Here is a 17,661-nt window from a genome sequence, read left to right on the forward strand (position 1 = left end):
ATCAGACAATCTCCCGTCCGATGATCATGTCCTGCACTTCCCGGGTTCCCTCGTAGATATCGATGATGTGTGCATCCCGGACGAGCTTCGATATTTCGTATTCCGCCATGAATCCGTAACCGCCGTGAAGGTGAAGCCCCTCGGAACTGCAGAAAATTGCCGCCTCGGCGGCCGTGTTCTTGGCCAGGGAGGAAAAAATTCCCCGGTCCGGCGCGGACTCCCGGACTTTCCAGGCGGCTTTCATGAGAACGGCCTCGGCGAGCTCGATTTTTTTCCACATGGTAACCAGGGTGTTCCGGGCCACGGGAAGATCGCAGATCCTCCGGCCGAACTGAAACCGGTTCCGTGTATAGGCCAGTGTCACGTCAAAGGCCCTTCTGGCGAGACCCAGTCCGATGGCGGCCACCATGGGACGGGCAAAGTCAAGTACATCCACGGCGTAATGAAATCCGAGCCTCCGGTTTCCTATGATCCAGTTCTCAGGGATCACCAGGTCTTCAAAGGTAACAGTTGCCGTGTTGGACAGGTGCTGACCCAGTTTTTCTTCCGGTTTTCCGGTAGTTATGGTCCCTCCTTCGGGCATCCGTATCGTCCGGCCTCCTCGGGGCAGGGCTGTCATCTCGCCCCCCGTCACCGCGTCGTGGGGAATCACCAGGCAGGCGATTATCATGCCGTCGGGCTTTCCCACCTTGCAGAATACCGTGAACTGCGTTGCCACCGACGCGTTGGTGATGAAGCATTTTTCACCGTTCAGCACATACCGTCCGTCGTTCCCCTTCCGTATGAATGTTGTCATGGCGCTGTTGTCCGAACCCGCTCCCGGTTCGGTGAGACAGAAGGACGCCAGGGCCGGTCCTTCGGCAAAGGGACGGAGGAAGGACTCTTGTTGTTCCTCTGTCCCGTGCATGGCGATAACCACATTGGCAAGATCGTTGCACATGGCCGAGGTGGACAGGCCCGTGTCACCGTAGGAGAGTTCCCTGATGATGAGGGCCGTGGACAGAAGATCCAGGTCATACCCTCGGATGGCCGCCGGCATGGAGAGGTTGAGAAACCCCAGCTCCCAGGCCTTTCGAACCAGGTCGACGGGGAAATCCCTTCCCCTGTCCAATTCCATGATCCGGGGCAGCACGTCCTGCTTTACAAACTTTTGCACCGTTTCAACATAGCGGCGCTGGTCGTCGGAGAGGTTAAAATCCATAGGGGGCTTTCCTTTGCTGGTGTACTGTCAGGATGGTTCGTCGGCTCCGGCGAAGACCCGCTCGGCGGCGTTCACGGTGGTGATGGATCTGCAGGCGATATTGACGGTCTTGAAAAATTCTCTCAACGGCCTGCCGGGACCGATTTCCAGGATATCTCCCGCCCGGGAGGCTATGGCGGCCATGTTGTCGGTCCACCGGACGGCGCCGGAAAGCTGTGCCACGAGCCGTTCAATGATGCTATCGTGATCGGGGTCGTGGAATGTTCCGGTGTAATTGCAGGTAACACGGTTCGCCGCCGAGGGGTCGAGAGTATTCCTGATTCCTTCCAGCACCTCGCGAAAGGGTCTCTTGATAGCATTCATGAAGCGGCTGTGAAAGGGGGCACTCACGAAAAGCTGGACATAGCGGAAATAAGGCCGGAAACGCCAGGCCCTGTCGATGCGGCTTTCAGCTTCGTCGAGACCCCTGGTTTCACCGCTGATGACCACCTGCATCGTTGAATTTATGTTGGCGATATCCACGGGAAGACCGTTCAGCATGGGTTCCAGCTCTTCCGGGGAGAGATCTTCGGCTATAAGGGCCGCCATTCCGCCCATACCCGGGGGAGCCGCCTGCTGCATGAGTTTTCCGCGGGCCTGCACCAGCCGGAGGGCGTCGGCGAAGGGGATGACGCCCGCGGCGACGAGGGCCGTGTATTCGCCCAGGCTGTGGCCGCCAAAGCAGACCGTATGAGGGTCCCATCGCTCCACGACAACCCTGTGCATGGCGATTTCCGTCGTCAGAATGCATGGCTGTGAGTATTCGGACAGGTTCAGCCGGTGATCTTCCCCGAAGCATAGAGCCGCCACATCGTAGCCCAGTGCCTCCGACGCTTCCCGGTAGACGTCTCTGGCGACGGCGCTTTCGTCATAGAAATCCTTTCCCATGCCCGGCCTCTGGCAGCCCTGGCCCGGGAAGACGATTGCCCGTGGTCTGTCGTTCATGGCGCGCCTCTCTTTCCTCCCGTTGTGTTCTCCATAGATAACCACGCACCATTCGTGCCAGGATGGCAGGCGTTACGGACTTTTCGTGAAGAAGCCGTAAATACGAGCCGTTGCCGATACCATTCCCTGTTGTGTCGCCGAAGGCGGGTGCGTTCCGGGTGCGTACGCCGTTACACAGCGGGAAGACAGGTACGCAGCGGTCTTCCCGAGAGGGAAACCCGGCGGAACGGTCGAAGCGGCCAACAAAAGTATTGATAAAGCGTCTTGAATAATATAAAAAGCCTTCGTTACGGTTGACGGCTTCGTAATACATGTACCGGAGGCTTGATTGTGCTCCGGTCTTCGTCACTGCGGCGTGCCTCACAGTACGCCTCATTCCTCCGGATGTGCGCGCTGTGCCCCAGGGAGCTTTTTACGATGCCGTCATTATTCACAGGCGGTGCTTTCAAGGAGAACCGTGAATGGGAAAGCTCTTCGGAACCGACGGGATACGGGGTGTTGCCAACGAGTATCCCATGACGGCGAACATGGCCATGGAAATCGGCAAGGCAACGGCCCACGTTTTCAAAAAAAAGGGACACCAGCCGAGAATAATCGTCGGCAAAGATACCCGGATTTCGGGGTACATGATAGAGAGCGCCCTCGTTTCAGGAATCTGTTCCATGGGGGTTGACGCCATACAGGTGGGGCCCATGCCGACGCCGGGCATTGCCTTTCTGACCATCAGCATGCGCGTTGACGCGGGCATCGTCATCTCCGCTTCCCATAATCCGTTTCAGGATAATGGAATCAAAATTTTTTCTGCTGAAGGCTACAAGCTTCCCGATGAAAAGGAGCGGGAGATCGAAGAACTGATTTTTGCGAACAGCATGGGCAAGCTCCATCCGTCGCCGGACAAGCTGGGCAAGGTATACCGGATTGACGGCGCCCGGGACCGCTATATCGTTTTTCTCAAGAGCACCTTCCCGAAGGAATGTACGCTGGAAGGCGTCAAAGTGGTTCTCGACTGCGCGAACGGGGCAACCTATCGGGTCGGACCGGACACGTTTTTTGAACTGGGCGCTGAGGTAATCTCCATCTTCGACAAACCCGACGGCCGGAACATCAACGCCGACTGCGGTTCCCAGCACACGGAGGCCCTTGCTGAAAAAGTGGTGAAATCCGGCGCCGATGTGGGATTTGCCTTTGACGGAGACGGTGACCGTCTCATCGCGGTCGACGAGCGCGGCGGAGTCCTGACGGGGGACCAGATCATGGCAATCTGTGCCTTGGACTTGAAAAAGAGGGGCCTGCTGAAGAACAATCTCGTGGTGACCACCGTTATGAGCAACGCCGGTTTCGGCCAGTGCATGAAGAAACTCGGCATCGACTACGCGATGACAAAGGTTGGAGACCGCTATGTCCTTGAAGAAATGAAGGTCAGGGACGCGGTTATCGGCGGTGAAGATTCGGGGCACATCATATTTTTGGACCACCATACGTCGGGAGATGGAATTCTTACGGCGCTCCAGCTGATGGCGGTCATGAAGCGCAGCGACAGGCCGCTGTCGGAACTGAAGGGCCTGATGAAGGTCTTTCCCCAGGAAATCATCAATGTCGATGTCCGGTCGAAGCCTGATATCGACACGATTCCGGAGATTGTAAGGATAATCGACGAAGTGGAAATGAGGCTCGGTGACTCCGGCAGGGTCCTGGTGCGCTACTCCGGAACCCAGCCAATGTGCCGCGTCATGGTCGAGGGCCCCTCCGATGACGAAACGCTGTCCTGCTGCACCGCCATAGCCGACGTGGTGCGAACCTGCCTCGGTTAAAGGATCAAATCCTGACGGTACCGGATTCCCGGGTTGTGAGGAAATTCCATGTCATTCAAGGTCATTGTAACCCGCGATTTTGACCACATGAGCGAAGTTGCCGCCCGCCTGGTTGTCGAAGATATCACCGCCGGACTGTCCCGCAGGTCTCATTACAACCTTGGCCTTGCCACGGGAAACACGCCCACCGGCCTGTACAAGCATCTTGCCAAGGCGGCCAACGGCGGGGTGTTTGAAGGATCACGGATCAGGAGCTTCAACCTCGATGAATACGTGGGCCTTCCCGGTGAAAACGCGCAGCAGCGGACCCTGCACTGCGAAAGCTACAGTTATTTCATGATCCGGGAACTTTTCGGCCTCATGGCGTCCAGGATCGGCGAAGCGTCCATTCCCTGGGGTGCCCTTATAGACCGGAATCTCATGGAGCATGAACTGGCCGGGAATCCCGCCGACTGGGAAGAGAGGGGAACGGACAGGGGGAAGGCGATCGTCATACGAACGGATGCCGCGTCGGACTACCTCCGCTGGATCAGACGGGACATTCTCGACGCCTACGAGCGGAAAATTGAAGAAGCCGGCGGCATTGACCTTCACGTGATCGGAATAGGAAGCCGGGGGCACATCGCCTTTCATGAAGTGGGCATCCCCTTCGAAGGGAACCGGATGATCCTGGTAAAACTTGACGAGAACACCATCGTCGATGCCGTTTCCGACGGTCACTTCAGCACCCCGGCGGCGGGCCCCCGTTATGCCATATCCATGGGTGCCGAGCTGGTCTACCGGGCAAAGACCGTGCTCCTCCTGGCAAACGGGCCACGGAAGGCCGGACCCGTGGCGGAATCGCTTCTGGGGGACGTCACCTGCGACATCCCGGTTTCATACAGCCGGCAGTACCACCGTTCGGGAGGACGCATGATCTATGTCCTTGACAGGGAGTCGGCCCGCCATCTGAACGGGCGGGGAGAGATCCTTCAGAAGCGGGGAATCGAACTGGAGGACATCAGCGACAGGGGACCGTCCCGGTTGTTGAGCGATCTGCGGTTTTCCCGGGACCCCGGCACCGGGACCCTGGTGTGACACAGCCTGTACCGGCGGCGGGCATCTTCCGTGCCACTGTTTTAAACGCGCCCCACCGGCGTTCGAAAGGCGCGGGCCGCTCTCGGGGCCGCGCCGGGGAACCCTTATGGAGACTTTTGCCCTCGCCGCGATCAGTCTGACCATCGCCACATCGCTGCTTTTGAAAAAGAAGGCTGAACCGCTTCATCGTGCCTATGGATTTATCTGTCTCGTTCTGGCCTGTGAACGGGGAAGCTTTTTCCTCTTCAGTATCACGGGAGGTGGGTTCTGGAGGATCCTCCATGCCTTGGGTGTGGCCACCCTCGCCCCCCTCTGTGTCTTCTTTTTCAGCCGTTTCATCGGACATCGGGATGTCCTGTTCGTGCGGAACATGTCCTGGTACGTTCTTGTCGGGGCGTGCGGCGCGGGCATTGCCTATTTGCTGTTTCAGGAACACTACGTCATCCCCGTGTCCACAGGACTTTACGGCTACACCATCCTGGTGCTGGCATTGTGTTTTGCGGCCCTCATCCAGGCAACTCTCAGAGCCGAAGGAGTTCGAAGAAAACGTCTCGGCTACGTGGTCATCGCCGTGGTCGTCTGGGGCCTTCTGAGCCTCAGCGACATCCTGCGGCTTGCCGGATTCCAGATGCCGTCCCTATCGGAAATCGCGGGCGCTGCCCTGGTGTATTTTATCCTGATCATAATCGTCTATCCCCGGCTTCCGGAACTGCATGAAATCATGGCACGGGCCGTCATCATCTTCATGCTTATTTTCTTTGTGGTCGCGCTGTTTTACACGATCGGCTTCATTTTCGGCACGTCGGAACCCCTGCCCGCCTTCAACCTGGTGTTCATGGCGTCCTTTATTGTCGTCATATTCATTGATCCCGTGAAACTGCTCCTCAAACGGGCCGTAAGCTATTTTTTCTTTGAGGGACGGATCGCCTTTACGTCTCTCTTCGCTCTCGAAGACGAGGTGGAAAAAGAAAAATCACTTTTTCTGGAAGAGATGTCGCGGGGACTTGCCCATGAATACGGAATCCTCTGGGATCAATCAAGGGTGCCGCCCAGTATCTCAAGACGGGTGCCGATCCGGACGAGGCACAACAGTTACTGGGTGTCATAACCGAAGAAGCAGATCGCCTCGGCAATGTGGTCTCGCGGTTCCTGGGCTATGCGAATCCCTATGTGGTCGACGCAAAACCCCGGGACATGAACGCCCTGGTTGAGCGGACGCTGGACCTGATACGGCGGGACGATTTTCCCGAGAGCATTGTCATAACGACCGATCTTGCCCCCGATCTGCCGCCGGTGCCGCTCGATGAGGAACTGTTCATGCAGGTTATCTTCAATATCGTACTCAATGCCCTGGAGGCAATGCCCGACGGCGGGACACTGACCATAACATCGGCAGCCCACGAAGGTGGGGAGGGGCGGACGGTAGAGCTCACCGTCGCCGACACCGGACCGGGAATTTCCAGGAATGACATGAAGGATCTGTTCAAACCCTTTTATACGACAAAAAAGGGCGGGACCGGTCTCGGGCTCGCCATCTGTCGGAAGATCATAAGTGAACACGCAGGCTACATCGGTGTCTCTTCACAGACGGGAAAAGGTACTGAATTTAATATTGTTCTTCCTGTCGATTGAACCTGACACCATGGCCCTTCCACGTAAACCGCTTGACAGCAGCGGCGGAACCGGACTAGGTTCCTCTTCATACACCATTCCCCGGCCCGTGCCGGCGAATCATGTCCGGATACCTATGAACAGCATATTGATTGTCGATGACGAGAAAAACATGCGCCTGGTTCTGTCGGCCATGCTCAAACGTGAAGGATACGATGTCCTCGCCGCGGCCGACGGAGTGGAAGCACAAAAAATCATAAAAAACAGCGATATTTCCGTTGTTGTTTCCGATCTCAAGATGCCCTGTCTCGACGGGTTCGGACTGCTTGACTGGATTGCCGATGAATATCCCGAGGTGCCGGTCATCATGATAACGGCTCACGGCACCATCGCCAACGCCGTCGAGGCCGTCAAGAGAGGCGCCTTTGACTATATTACCAAGCCTTTCGACCAGGAGGACCTCAAACGGGTCATCAGCAAGGCGGTCAGCACCAGAAACCTGACCGACCGGGAACTCGTGGTGTCCGCCGAGGAGGCGGGGCGCCATGAAATTATCGGGACCAGCGCTCCCATGCGCAGGATCTATGACATGGTGAAAACCGTGGCGGCGACGCCGACGACGGTGCTGATACAGGGAGAAACAGGGACGGGAAAAGAGTTGATCGCCCGGGCCGTTCACCGGGGCAGCCCCCGGAAGGACAACCCCTTTATCAAAATCAACTGTGCCGCCATTCCCGAAAATCTTCTGGAAAGTGAACTGTTCGGGTATGAGAAGGGATCCTTTACCGGGGCCCATCACAGGAAGATCGGGCGATTCGAGCAGGCCCACGGCGGAACACTGTTCTTGGACGAAATCGGGGAGCTTCCCCGGGACATGCAGGCAAAACTACTCCGGGTCATTCAGGATCAGGAATTCGAGCGGGTGGGGGGGCTCCAAACGATAAAAGTCGACGCGAGAATCGTGGCGGCCACCAACCGTGACCTGCGAAAGGATGTGGCCGAAGGCCTCTTTCGTGAGGATCTCTATTACCGGATCAATATCGTTCCCATAGAGCTTCCTTCCCTGAGGGAACGCAGAGACGATATAGTTCCCCTGGTTTCCCATTTTCTGGATAAGTTCAATCGGAAACTCAACCGCGACATCGGGTCCGTCGATCAGGACGTGATCGATTGTTTTATGAAGTACCACTGGCCCGGCAATATCCGGCAAATGGAAAATCTCCTCGAAAGGATGGTCCTGCTTGCCCGGGGAAACCGGATCCGGTCGGCGGATCTTCCGGACGAGATGTTTCTCCCGGAAAACGGCGGAGGGACCGATCTCCGGGGCGATCAGGGGATGTTCAAGGATATTATCCGGGAAAAGACCGAATCCATGGAACGGGAGATGATCGAAAATGTGCTGAATTCCTGCGGGGGGAACGTGACGAAGGCGTCACGACGTCTCGGGTTGAGCAGGAAGGCGCTTCAGTTGAAAATGATCAAGTACGACCTGAGGAAATAACATGGTCGCACGAGGAAAAGAAAGCGGTTGCGCCGGCCGTCCTATTCGGGTAGGAAGCAGGACGGCCATGCAGGGGAAGGGCGTCGGATATAATCGGAGATACCAGTGGAAACAAAGAGCAGGCTCGACAGGCTTTTCAATCCTCAAACCATTGCTTTTATCGGAGCTTCCGGAAACCCCGCGAAGTGGGGTTTCATCGTCCCCCTGAACATCCTCAAGGGGCAGTTCCGCGGCACGCTGTATCCCGTGAATCCGGGATGTGAATCCCTCCTGGGCATCCCATGCCTTCCCTCCGTTTCCGCCATTTCCGTTCCCGTTGACCTGGCCGTCATTACAACGCCGGCGAGAACGGTGCCCGACCTGGTGGACGAATGCGGCAGAAAAGGCGTTGCCAATGTGGTTGTCATCAGCTCCGATTTCAGCGAAACGGGGCCTGAAGGGGCGGCGCTGGAACGGGACGTGGTTGCCAGGGCCCGGAAATACGGTATGCGTATCGTGGGTCCCAACACCATGGGCCTCTACAGTTCATCGCCCCGCCTCAATGCCCTCATGCCCCCCGTGGCACCCCTGGATGGTCCCCTGTCAATGGTTTCCCAGAGCGGGAACGTCGGCGTCCAGATGCTCTACTGGGGGAACAGGAAGGGCCTGGGATTTGAAAAGTTCGTCAGCAGCGGAAATGAAGCCGATCTCACCTGCGAAGACTACCTCGACTATTTCGGTGGTGATAAGGCCACCAGGGTGGTGCTTGCCTATATGGAAGGGATCGACGGAGATTCCGGGCTTCTCGATGTGGCCCGCCGGGTCTCCCGCAGGAAACCCGTCCTCATTTTCAAGGGAGGACGGACGAGCACGGGCAATCGGGCGGCGTCGTCCCACAGCGGGGCCATGGCCGTTTCTTCCCGGGTTCTCCGAGCGGCTTTCCGCCAGGCCGGTGTCATAGGAATAGAGGACAGCCAGGGACTTATAGACGCGGCGAAGGCCTTTTCAGCCTATCCCGTTCCCCGGGGGAACCGTGTCGGCATTCTCACCCGAGGTGGCGGCTGGGGCGTCATTACCGCCGATGCCTGTGAAGAGAGGGGATTGGAGGTTCCTCCCCTTCCGGACCGTATCGTCAGGCGGTTAAACAGGATACTGCCTTCCTACTGGAGTCACGGCAATCCCGTGGACATGGCGGCGAACATGCTGCTCGAGCCTTTCATGGAATGTATTGAAGCGCTGGCAGAATGGGATGGCGTCGATTCCGTCATTGCCATGGGAGGTTCCATTCAGGGCATCTTTGATTTTGACGCCCACGTGGAGGGAACGAAGGAACTCAAGGAGACAATCACTCTGGCCCGGGAAGTGGCAAAGGAGTATACTTCCCAGCATGACGTGGTTCTTGATCATACGCGGGAAATGGTCGAGAAAACGGGGAAGCCTGTCATCGTTGTGACCCTGGGTGATTACGACGGCTTCCTGGATGATCTGAAAAATCACCGCGTGGTGTCATACCCCACGCCGGAGCGGGCCGTGACGGCCCTGAAACACATGGTTGATTATCGGCGGTTTCTCGATTCGCCGATTGAACCCCTTGAGTACGATGCAAAGGAGAGAAAGCACCGATGGAAATCCTTGAAGACGCACTGAAACGAGGCGAGAAAACGCTGTCGGAACATGATTCGAAGCTTTTTCTGGCGCGGCACGGTATTCCGGTTACAAAGGAGCGCGTTGCCGCCACAGCGGATGAAGCGGCGAAGATAGCCGGGGAGATCGGCTACCCCGTGGTCCTCAAGGCCTCAGGCTCCGAATTCGCGCACAAGACGGAACTGAATCTCATAGCCCTCGACCTGAGAACCGAAAAAGAAGTCCTGGACGCCTTCAGCCGCCTTACGGGAAATCCGGAAGTCGCCGTCAGGGAAGTGCTGGTGCAGCAGATGGTGAAGGGTGATCGTGAGTTGGTCGTGGGGCTTACCCGGGACCCGCAGTTCGGCCCCTGTGTCATGTTCGGCCTGGGAGGCATCTTCACGGAAATCCTTGAGGACGTTACCTTCCGGGTTGCCCCTCTTTCCCGGTGGGACGCTCATGACATGATGGGTGACATCAGGGCGAAGAAGATATTGGAGGCTTTTCGCGGGAAGCCTGCCGTGGATCGGGAAAAGCTGGCCGACATCCTTGTGGCTGTGGGAACGATCGGGCTCGAGTACGATGCCGTGAAGGAAATCGACATCAATCCCCTCAAAATCCTGGGCGGGCAGCCCGTGGCCGTCGATGCCTTGGTGGTACTCGGCTGAGAGAGTCCCGCCGGTCAGGAGTCCACGATCCTGTTGATGATGCCCTCTTCGTACCAGCTCACCAGGGGGAATGGGTCGAGAAATCCGCAATGACCGCCCCAGCGCTGGATTGAAATCCGCAGGTATGGATTCCCCTCGAGTGATGAAAAATCCTCCACGGGTATTACCGGGTCGTCCCGGGATGTCACGACGGTAACGGGTACGGCCAGGTCTTCCAGGCCGTCCCCCCGGAGCGTGTAGCGGCTGAAGTAATCGCGGTGCCCGTCGAAATCGGAATACCGGGCTATGATGTGGTTCGTCAAGTCCAGTGTGTTGTCGATTCCCAGCAAGTCATCGAAGCGGTACAACCCGGGGAAGCATTGCTGTTTCCGGCGCAGTGACCGCTTCCACTTTTTGAGAAAATAGTAACGGTAGAGGGGCAGACGGTCCATGGCCAGGGTCGAACTGTAGGGGTCTATTACCGGAGATATGCAGATCACGTGACGAAGATTGCCGAAAGGTGCACCATTCCTTCGCAGGGCGATTCTCATGCCGAAGTTTCCTCCCAGCGAAAAACCGACCACGAAGAAGGGCAGATACGGCGCGAGACCGGCGGCGTTTTGCACGGCCGTTGCCGTTTCTTCGATCAGTGCCCCGTGGAAAAACCCTTCGTTCAGATGATGGCTGGGACCGTGGTCCCGCAGATTCAGGCGAATGACATCGCATCCTCGGCGGTACAGGGAGCGCCCGGTGGAAAGAACGTAGGTGGAATCAGAGCTGCCTTCCCAGCCGTGAATGATCAGCACGAGGGCCTTCGGTTTCTTGTCCGCCTGGGCCGAATAATAGCCGAGAAGCCGCACTCCATTGCCGCCGTCAAGAATAATCTCCCGGGCGCGGGCGGCCATTTCGTTTTTTCCCGGTGCCCTGAACCGAAGGCTTGCAAAGATGCTCTGAAGATGGGGGTTGCGTGACCACAGCGGGGGGCTGAAGGGTGGGAAGAATGCGTTATCGTTCATTTTCGAGAAACCTTGTCGTACAGGATCATCCTTTGTCGGCTCGGCAAGATCACACCCTACACTAAAGAATGAATTTTTTCAACACCGCCGGGCATTACCTCCTGTAATTTTGTTTTGACATATCCGAATGGTTCGTCTACTCTTCTACAGTAAATCTATCGATGCAAAGCCTCTCTCTGCATTATCGGCATGACGGCATCCACACCTTCTGCGTCATGTCTATCGCCACGGAGCTGTTCTGTGGTAACAAGTAGTTGCATTGCCTCCGCCCCGTTCCGGAAGTGCGGACGAGCCGGAAATCGAGAAGAGCAACAGAAACAGAGGCACACCGTGGCTAGCGCCGGCCTTGAAGCGACCGCTCCCGTTCAATCAGCATTCTCACCACGTACAGGAGAGATACGAAGAACACACTCGTCTCCCCTGCCGGACAGGTCCCTTTCGGGAGGGAACCCCATGCAACACATTGCCGTCCTTATCAAATCGTTTGCGACGCGGGCGTCCGCCGCCCTGATCATGACAGCGAAAATGCTCGCCGTCCTGGTGTTCTGCCTTGTCCCCTCACCGTGCTGTCTCCATGCGGCCGACCACACCCTGGACCTCACGAGAGCCCTCGCGCTTGCCCTGGAGCACGATCCACGTTTAGCCGGTATGCGCCATGAGGGAGATGCCACGAAAGAGGTCCTGCGGCAGGCATGGGGAGCCGTTCTTCCGGTCCTTGCCGCCGAGGGTGTCCACACGGAGACGACACAGAACATTATAAGCACCGACAACCAGGTCTTCGGCTCCGGCAAATCCGATTTTCCCACCACGGAATACACCCTGACACTTACCCAGCCAGTATTCAATTTCGCCTCCTTCAAGAACATACAACGGGCCCGCGAGATCGTCAGGTCATCCGAGCTGGAACTGGAGGCGGCCCGCCAGGACCTGGCCGTCCGTGTCGCCATGGCGTATTTCAGGGTTCTTGCCGCCGGGGACAGGCTGGAGGCAACGGAAGCGGAAGAGACCGCCGTAAGCAGCCACCACGAACTCATCAGTGAACGGTTCAACCGGGGCCTGTCGACGCGAACCGAATTCTACGATGCCAAGGCCCGCCTTGCCGAGGTTCAGGCAACCCGGCTCATCGCTGAAAGCGATCTGGATGACGCGCACCAGGCGCTGAAGGAAATCATCGGCCGACCCGCCGGCAATCTTGTCCCGCTGCGGGATGAGTTGCCATTGGTTCCGGCCGACCCCGCCGACGCCGAGTCCTGGATCGATGCCGCGATACAGCAGAACCCGTCCCTGGAGGCCCTGCGACGAACCGTAGAGGCAGCGCGCAAGGAGATTCAGCGCCAGCGTGCCGGTCATTACCCCCATGTCAATCTGGAAGCAAACTACAACTGGCGCGACACAAAGGGGACCCTTTTCGGCGGAGGCAGCGAGGTTGAAACGACCAACTTCCTGGTGCGTATGAACGTTCCCCTCTACCAGGGCGGCATTGTCAGTTCCCGGACCCGCGAGGCGACACACCTTATGAAGGCATCACTCCAGGACGAAGAGCGGCTTACCCGTTCCCTTCAGCGGGAAGTCAGGGCGGCCTTCTTCGGCGTGGGTAACTCCATCCAGCGGGTACAGGCCCTTGCCGAAGCCGTGGAAGCGCAACGTTTGGCATTGGAGGGCAAGAAGGAAGGACATCGGTCGGGCCTGTACACGATCTTGGCCGTTCTGGACGGAGAGAGAGATTATTCTCTGGCACGGCAGAACTATGCCATGGCCAGGTACGACTACATTATCAACAGCCTGATTCTCAAGCAGACCGTGGGAACCCTTGGTGGAGACGATATAGCCGCCGTCAACGGCTGGCTCAAGGATTCCCTGTAATCGAAACGTTGAACAGGACGATGAAATCACAGTGCGCGTGAGGCACAAAGATAATGCTGAAAAAAGGTACGCGAGGCCAGGGTAAGGAACGGAAGAAACCTGGGGGAGACAGGCGCAGGGAACGGCCTTTCCAGTTCGAAGCGCTGGAGCCCCGGTTATACCTTTCCGCCGAACTGGGGATTCTCCCGGACAACGGGGACGGTTTCGGGGACATTCTTGCCCCCGTCGTTGAGAATGTGGACCGGTTCAACGACGTAACCACCACCCCCGCGGGCGACGGTCTTGAAGACGCAACGGCAGGCACCGCCGACAGCACGGAACCGGACGATACGACCGCTGAAGAGGCCGAAAACGCCGAAGCTGAACCCGGCACGGAAGCCACTGAAGCTCCCGCCGACACCAGGCAAACCATGGAGCTTGAAGAGGATGCCGGGACGGAGGATTCCGTTGAAGCTCCCGCTGTCAGTGTGGAAACCACGGAGCTTGAAGAGGATGTCGGGGCACAGAGTTCCGTCGACCTTTCGGGAGCCGAAGAATCCGGACCGGACGTCGCTCCTGCCGGTGAAGGTGCCGTCGAAGAACCCCTCCTCCGGGGCGCCGACGCCGCCCTGGTCATGAACAGCAGCCTGAACCAGGTCGTCATCATCGATTCCTCCGTGAAGGATCAGGAGATACTCATCACGTCTCTGGCCGATTCACGTGAGAACGTCAACGTTATCTATTGTTCCGCCCAGGATGCTTTTCCCGCCTCCTCATCGTCACCTGCCGAAACGGCTGCCGGCACGGTTTCCCTGTTCGATGATTCCTTGTCTGTCGCCTCTTCCGAGGCTGTCCCTTCCGCCCCCCTATCCGCCGGGCCGGTCTTCGATGTCTATATTCTTGAGGGCGGCCGCGACGGCATCGAACAGGTCACGGCGATTTTGGGCATGTACGACAACCTCGACGCCGTGCACATTCTTTCCCACGGCGCCATGGGCATGATTCGCCTGGGTTCAACGGTCACCACCGGCGACAAACTCAAGAAACGCACTGCCGACGTGGCCGCCTGGGGGCAGGCCCTGACTCCCGGAGGCGACATCCTGCTCTACGGGTGCGATGTCGGCGCCGGTGACGCCGGTGCGGCCTTTGTGGAAAAACTTGCCTCCCTCACCGGGGCCGACGTGGCGGCCTCCGACAACGCCACCGGTGCCGAGGCATACGCCGGCGACTGGCTGCTGGAAGTCAGCACAGGTACCGTGGAGACGATGCCACTGGTGTTTGGCGAGTATCAGCGCCTGCTCTTCAGCCTCTCCGGAACCGCCGACGATGATATCCTATACCTGGACAATTATGGGGATGGGGACATCGATGATGGCTGGATGCGCTACAGCTTTGACGGGGAGAATTGGAGCCCCTTTACCTTTACCGACGACATTCTTGAAATAGATCTGCTCACCGGAGATGATCGGGTTGAAATCCTGGGTTTTGACACAAGCATAACCGGGGGTATCACACTGATCGGGGCTGACGAGGTGACGATTTCGGTATCGGAAGGTGTACTCCTTTGCGGGATTAATTTAACCGTCGAGGCCACAGGAATTACTATTGCGACGGGCACCACCGTCAACACCGGTACAGGCTCCATCACCTTTGCGGCTTCAGATTCACAGAATGCCTTTGACGCATCCTCCGAAGCGTCGATAACCATCGACGGGGTGACCCTGATCGGCGGTGACATTACCATCACCGCCGCATCGACGGTCAGCGGTTCATCATCATCACCGTTGGCGGTTGTCGATGTGGATTCCCAGGCGCTCGTTTCCATTGTCGATACCCGGATTGAGAGCAGCGGCAGCTTGACGATATCGGCAGCCTCGATTCTTACGGCAACCGCCGAGGCCGAGGATCCTGGATTTGACAGCGTAGGCGCCGACGCAGCGGTGGCGATGGCCTTCGCTGCCGGCACGGCCAGTGCCTTTCTTTCCGGAACGAGTTCGGTAGAAACGTCAGGATCATTCAGCATATCAGCTACGAACACCATAACCGTGACGGCCGCCGGAGACGCGTCGTCCGCCTCCGCCGGAGGCGCTTTGGGCCTTGCCGTCGTGAGCGGTATTACGGAAGCCTATATCGACAGCACCGGGACGATTTCCGTCGGTGATCTGGGCATCTCGGCCACGAGTACCGTCACCGTAACAACAACGGCCAAGGCTTCTCCCGGCGGCGCCTCCGATTCCGGAGCAAAGACGGAATCCCAGGAAAAGCTTGATGAATACAACGCGGAAACGTCCGACGGGAGCGTCGGTGTAGCGGCGGCGGTTGCCATTACCGATCTCGACAGGCAGACACGGGCATTCATCAATACTCCGGCCTCTATTACCTCTGCCGATCGTGTCAGCATATCCGCCTCTTCTTCCGGCGGGGTGATCACGACGGCCGACGGCAGCACCGCAACGGGCGGCGTCGGCGTGGGAGCTGCGGTGGCGATTACCGTTGTCGACGCGGATAACCGGGCTTACATCGACGGCAACAACCTGACGGCTCAATCGATCAGCATCCAGGCATTGATGCCTGAGGCAAGTTCCTTCGTCACGGAGGCGACCTCCGGGGCGGGAGCAACCAATGTGGGAGTGGCGGGATCCCTGGCGATGAACATCATCGACAGCCTCTCCACGGCAAGTATCACGTCCGGTTCTCAGGCGACCATTACCGGCAACGGCGATGTCACCCTCACTGCGGAAAACACGACCGTATCGAAGGCGATTGCCCAGCCTGCCAATGAAGGAGCTGTGGCCGGCAGCGTCGGTGTTGGCGCCTCGGTGGCCCTGAACATAGCGAACACGCGCACGGTGGCCGAGTTTGAAGATGACGCTGTACTGACTGGAGCCCATGACCTGTCGTTGAGCGCGACCTCGGACAACACCGTGATAACCACGGCGAAGGCCGGGGGCAAGGCCACGGGCGGGAGCGGTGTCGGCGTCGGCGGTGCTGTTGCCACCAGCGTGGTGAACAATGACACAAAAGCCGTTATAGGCAGTGGCATCGACCTGATCCTGGGAGGCGCCGTGAGTGCCCTCGCGACGCACAGGGGAAGCACGACGACGGTGGCGGACGGAAAAGCCGGCGGTTCCAGTGTCGGCGTCGGCATAGCCCTGGGCCTGAACGTGGTCACGGACAGCACCCTGGCCACGACGGAGCGAGACATCGATGCCGGCGGGGACGTGACCTTCAAGGCCCACTCCTCGGCGGCTACCTCTGTCGAAGCCACGGCAAGCGCCGCCGGGGCCCAGGGGGAGAAGACCAAAAAGGAGTTTGACGCTGCGTCGAAGGTCAACACGACGGACAATACCATCGAGTTGGGGGCCGATCACGGATTCAAGACGGGCGACGCGGTGGTCTATGACAGCGGCGACGGGACGGCCATCGGCGGTCTTGCGAAGGGCACGACCTACTACGTGATCACCGTAGGGAGCGACACGGTGAAGCTGGCTTCGACGGAAGCCGCCGCGGCGGCGGGAACGGCAATCGACTTCTCAGCCTCCCCGACTCCCTCGGGAACCCAGAGCCTGACACCCCAACCCTACAAGCGGGAGTTTGACGCGACCGCGGTCGACACCGCGAACGATACCTTAGACCTCGGTGTCGGCCAGAAGTTCATCACGGGACAGGCGGTCACCTACTCCAAGGGGTCAGGAGACGCCATCGGAGGTCTCGAGGACGGGAAAACCTACCATGTGATCGTGAGCGGGACAACGGGCACGGTGAAGCTGGCGTCAACGGCGGACAATGCCCGGGCAGGGAAGGCCATCGACCTGACGACTGCGGGATCCGATGGCCAGAGTGTAACGGAAGACACGAGCCGGGGCGTCGACAACCAGATCAGTGCCCAGCAGAACCTGGCAGACAAGAAGACGCAGGAGAAAAGCACCAAAGAATTTGATGCGGCTACAAAGGTTGACCTTGCCGCCGATGCGATAGACCTGGGCGCCGACCACGGTTTCAAGACAGGCCAGGCGGTGGTGTACAGGGCTGGTGGCGGTACAGCCATCGGCGGGCTCACGGACGGCACGACCTACTACGTGATCACCGTGGGCAACAACACGGTGAAACTTGCTGAAACGGCAGAGGGCGCCACGGCGGGGACGGCCATCGATCTGACCGGAAACGGAACGGGAACCCAGAGCCTTGCGGCCAGGGCAAGCACGACGCCCTCTCCCTCTGCCGAGACCTCTGATGGTGGTGTGAGTGTTGCTGCTGCTGTCGGGGTGAACATAGCGACTTCGTCGTCCCAGGCGTACATTCCTGCGAACGGTCGTGTGACATCGGGCGGTACGCTGACGTTATCGTCGAGCGGCAACACGGACGCCAC

The 17,661-nt window shown here is 58.5% G+C and carries 12 protein-coding genes; 9 read left to right on the top strand and 3 right to left on the bottom strand.

Annotated features, from left to right (window positions below; genetic code table 11):
* Position 1 precedes the first annotated feature (1 nt).
* Positions 2-1,201, bottom strand: coding sequence for an acyl-CoA dehydrogenase family protein (locus M0Q23_09075; protein ID MCK9528772.1), 1,200 nt, complete (start codon positions 1,199-1,201; stop codon positions 2-4).
* A gap of 27 nt (positions 1,202-1,228) precedes the next feature.
* Positions 1,229-2,185: an ACP S-malonyltransferase gene (locus tag M0Q23_09080; protein MCK9528773.1), complete on the bottom strand. Its 957-nt coding sequence runs from the start codon at positions 2,183-2,185 to the stop codon at positions 1,229-1,231.
* Between the two features lie 461 nt (positions 2,186-2,646).
* Between M0Q23_09080 and glmM the strand changes: the two genes are divergently transcribed.
* The 7 genes from glmM to M0Q23_09115 all read left to right on the top strand — a co-directional run bounded on the left by glmM (position 2,647) and on the right by M0Q23_09115 (position 10,455).
* Positions 2,647-3,996 carry a phosphoglucosamine mutase gene (glmM, locus tag M0Q23_09085; protein ID MCK9528774.1) on the top strand — a complete coding sequence of 450 codons (1,350 nt, stop codon included), beginning with the start codon at positions 2,647-2,649 and terminating at the stop codon, positions 3,994-3,996.
* Between the two features lie 48 nt (positions 3,997-4,044).
* Positions 4,045-5,073 (top strand): 6-phosphogluconolactonase, encoded by a 1,029-nt coding sequence (locus tag M0Q23_09090; protein ID MCK9528775.1) that lies wholly within the window; start codon positions 4,045-4,047, stop codon positions 5,071-5,073.
* 106 nt (positions 5,074-5,179) lie between these two features.
* Positions 5,180-6,181, top strand: a complete 1,002-nt coding sequence (locus M0Q23_09095; GenBank protein ID MCK9528776.1) for a hypothetical protein — start codon at positions 5,180-5,182, stop codon at positions 6,179-6,181.
* A 26-nt stretch (positions 6,182-6,207) separates the two neighbouring features.
* Entirely contained in the window at positions 6,208-6,705 is a 498-nt protein-coding gene (locus M0Q23_09100) for an ATP-binding protein (GenBank protein MCK9528777.1), read from the top strand.
* 115 nt (positions 6,706-6,820) lie between these two features.
* Positions 6,821-8,185, top strand: a complete 1,365-nt coding sequence (locus M0Q23_09105; GenBank protein MCK9528778.1) for a sigma-54 dependent transcriptional regulator — start codon at positions 6,821-6,823, stop codon at positions 8,183-8,185.
* Between the two features lie 105 nt (positions 8,186-8,290).
* Complete coding sequence (locus tag M0Q23_09110; protein MCK9528779.1) at positions 8,291-9,811, top strand: CoA-binding protein; 1,521 nt, start codon at positions 8,291-8,293, stop codon at positions 9,809-9,811.
* Positions 9,787-10,455 carry an acetate--CoA ligase family protein gene (locus M0Q23_09115; protein MCK9528780.1) on the top strand — a complete coding sequence of 223 codons (669 nt, stop codon included), beginning with the start codon at positions 9,787-9,789 and terminating at the stop codon, positions 10,453-10,455. The genes M0Q23_09110 and M0Q23_09115 overlap by 25 nt, the downstream gene beginning before the upstream one ends.
* 14 nt (positions 10,456-10,469) lie before the next feature.
* On the opposite strand, the gene M0Q23_09120 is transcribed toward M0Q23_09115, so the two are convergent.
* Entirely contained in the window at positions 10,470-11,450 is a 981-nt protein-coding gene (locus M0Q23_09120) for an alpha/beta fold hydrolase (GenBank protein ID MCK9528781.1), read from the bottom strand.
* A 453-nt stretch (positions 11,451-11,903) separates the two neighbouring features.
* Here M0Q23_09120 and M0Q23_09125 point away from each other — a divergent pair, with 453 nt between their 5' ends.
* Positions 11,904-13,313, top strand: coding sequence for a TolC family outer membrane protein (locus tag M0Q23_09125; protein MCK9528782.1), 1,410 nt, complete (start codon positions 11,904-11,906; stop codon positions 13,311-13,313).
* Positions 13,314-13,366: 53 nt separating this feature from the next.
* A partial coding sequence (locus tag M0Q23_09130) for a DUF4347 domain-containing protein (protein MCK9528783.1) occupies positions 13,367-17,661 on the top strand: 4,295 nt, incomplete at its 3' end.

Source organism: Syntrophales bacterium (genome assembly GCA_023228425.1).
In the GTDB taxonomy this organism is placed as follows: Bacteria; Desulfobacterota; Syntrophia; order Syntrophales; family UBA2210; genus MLS-D.

What these genes read in the sequence shown, in the direction of transcription:
- M0Q23_09075 (MCK9528772.1), bottom strand. Translation starts at nt 1,201, where the DNA reads ATGGATTTTAACCTCTCCGACGACCAGCGCCGCTATGTTGAAACGGTG.
- M0Q23_09080 (MCK9528773.1), bottom strand. Translation starts at nt 2,185, where the DNA reads ATGAACGACAGACCACGGGCAATCGTCTTCCCGGGCCAGGGCTGCCAG.
- glmM (MCK9528774.1), top strand. Translation starts at nt 2,647, where the DNA reads ATGGGAAAGCTCTTCGGAACCGACGGGATACGGGGTGTTGCCAACGAG.
- M0Q23_09090 (MCK9528775.1), top strand. Translation starts at nt 4,045, where the DNA reads ATGTCATTCAAGGTCATTGTAACCCGCGATTTTGACCACATGAGCGAA.
- M0Q23_09095 (MCK9528776.1), top strand. Translation starts at nt 5,180, where the DNA reads ATGGAGACTTTTGCCCTCGCCGCGATCAGTCTGACCATCGCCACATCG.
- M0Q23_09105 (MCK9528778.1), top strand. Translation starts at nt 6,821, where the DNA reads ATGAACAGCATATTGATTGTCGATGACGAGAAAAACATGCGCCTGGTT.
- M0Q23_09115 (MCK9528780.1), top strand. Translation starts at nt 9,787, where the DNA reads ATGGAAATCCTTGAAGACGCACTGAAACGAGGCGAGAAAACGCTGTCG.
- M0Q23_09120 (MCK9528781.1), bottom strand. Translation starts at nt 11,450, where the DNA reads ATGAACGATAACGCATTCTTCCCACCCTTCAGCCCCCCGCTGTGGTCA.
- M0Q23_09125 (MCK9528782.1), top strand. Translation starts at nt 11,904, where the DNA reads ATGCAACACATTGCCGTCCTTATCAAATCGTTTGCGACGCGGGCGTCC.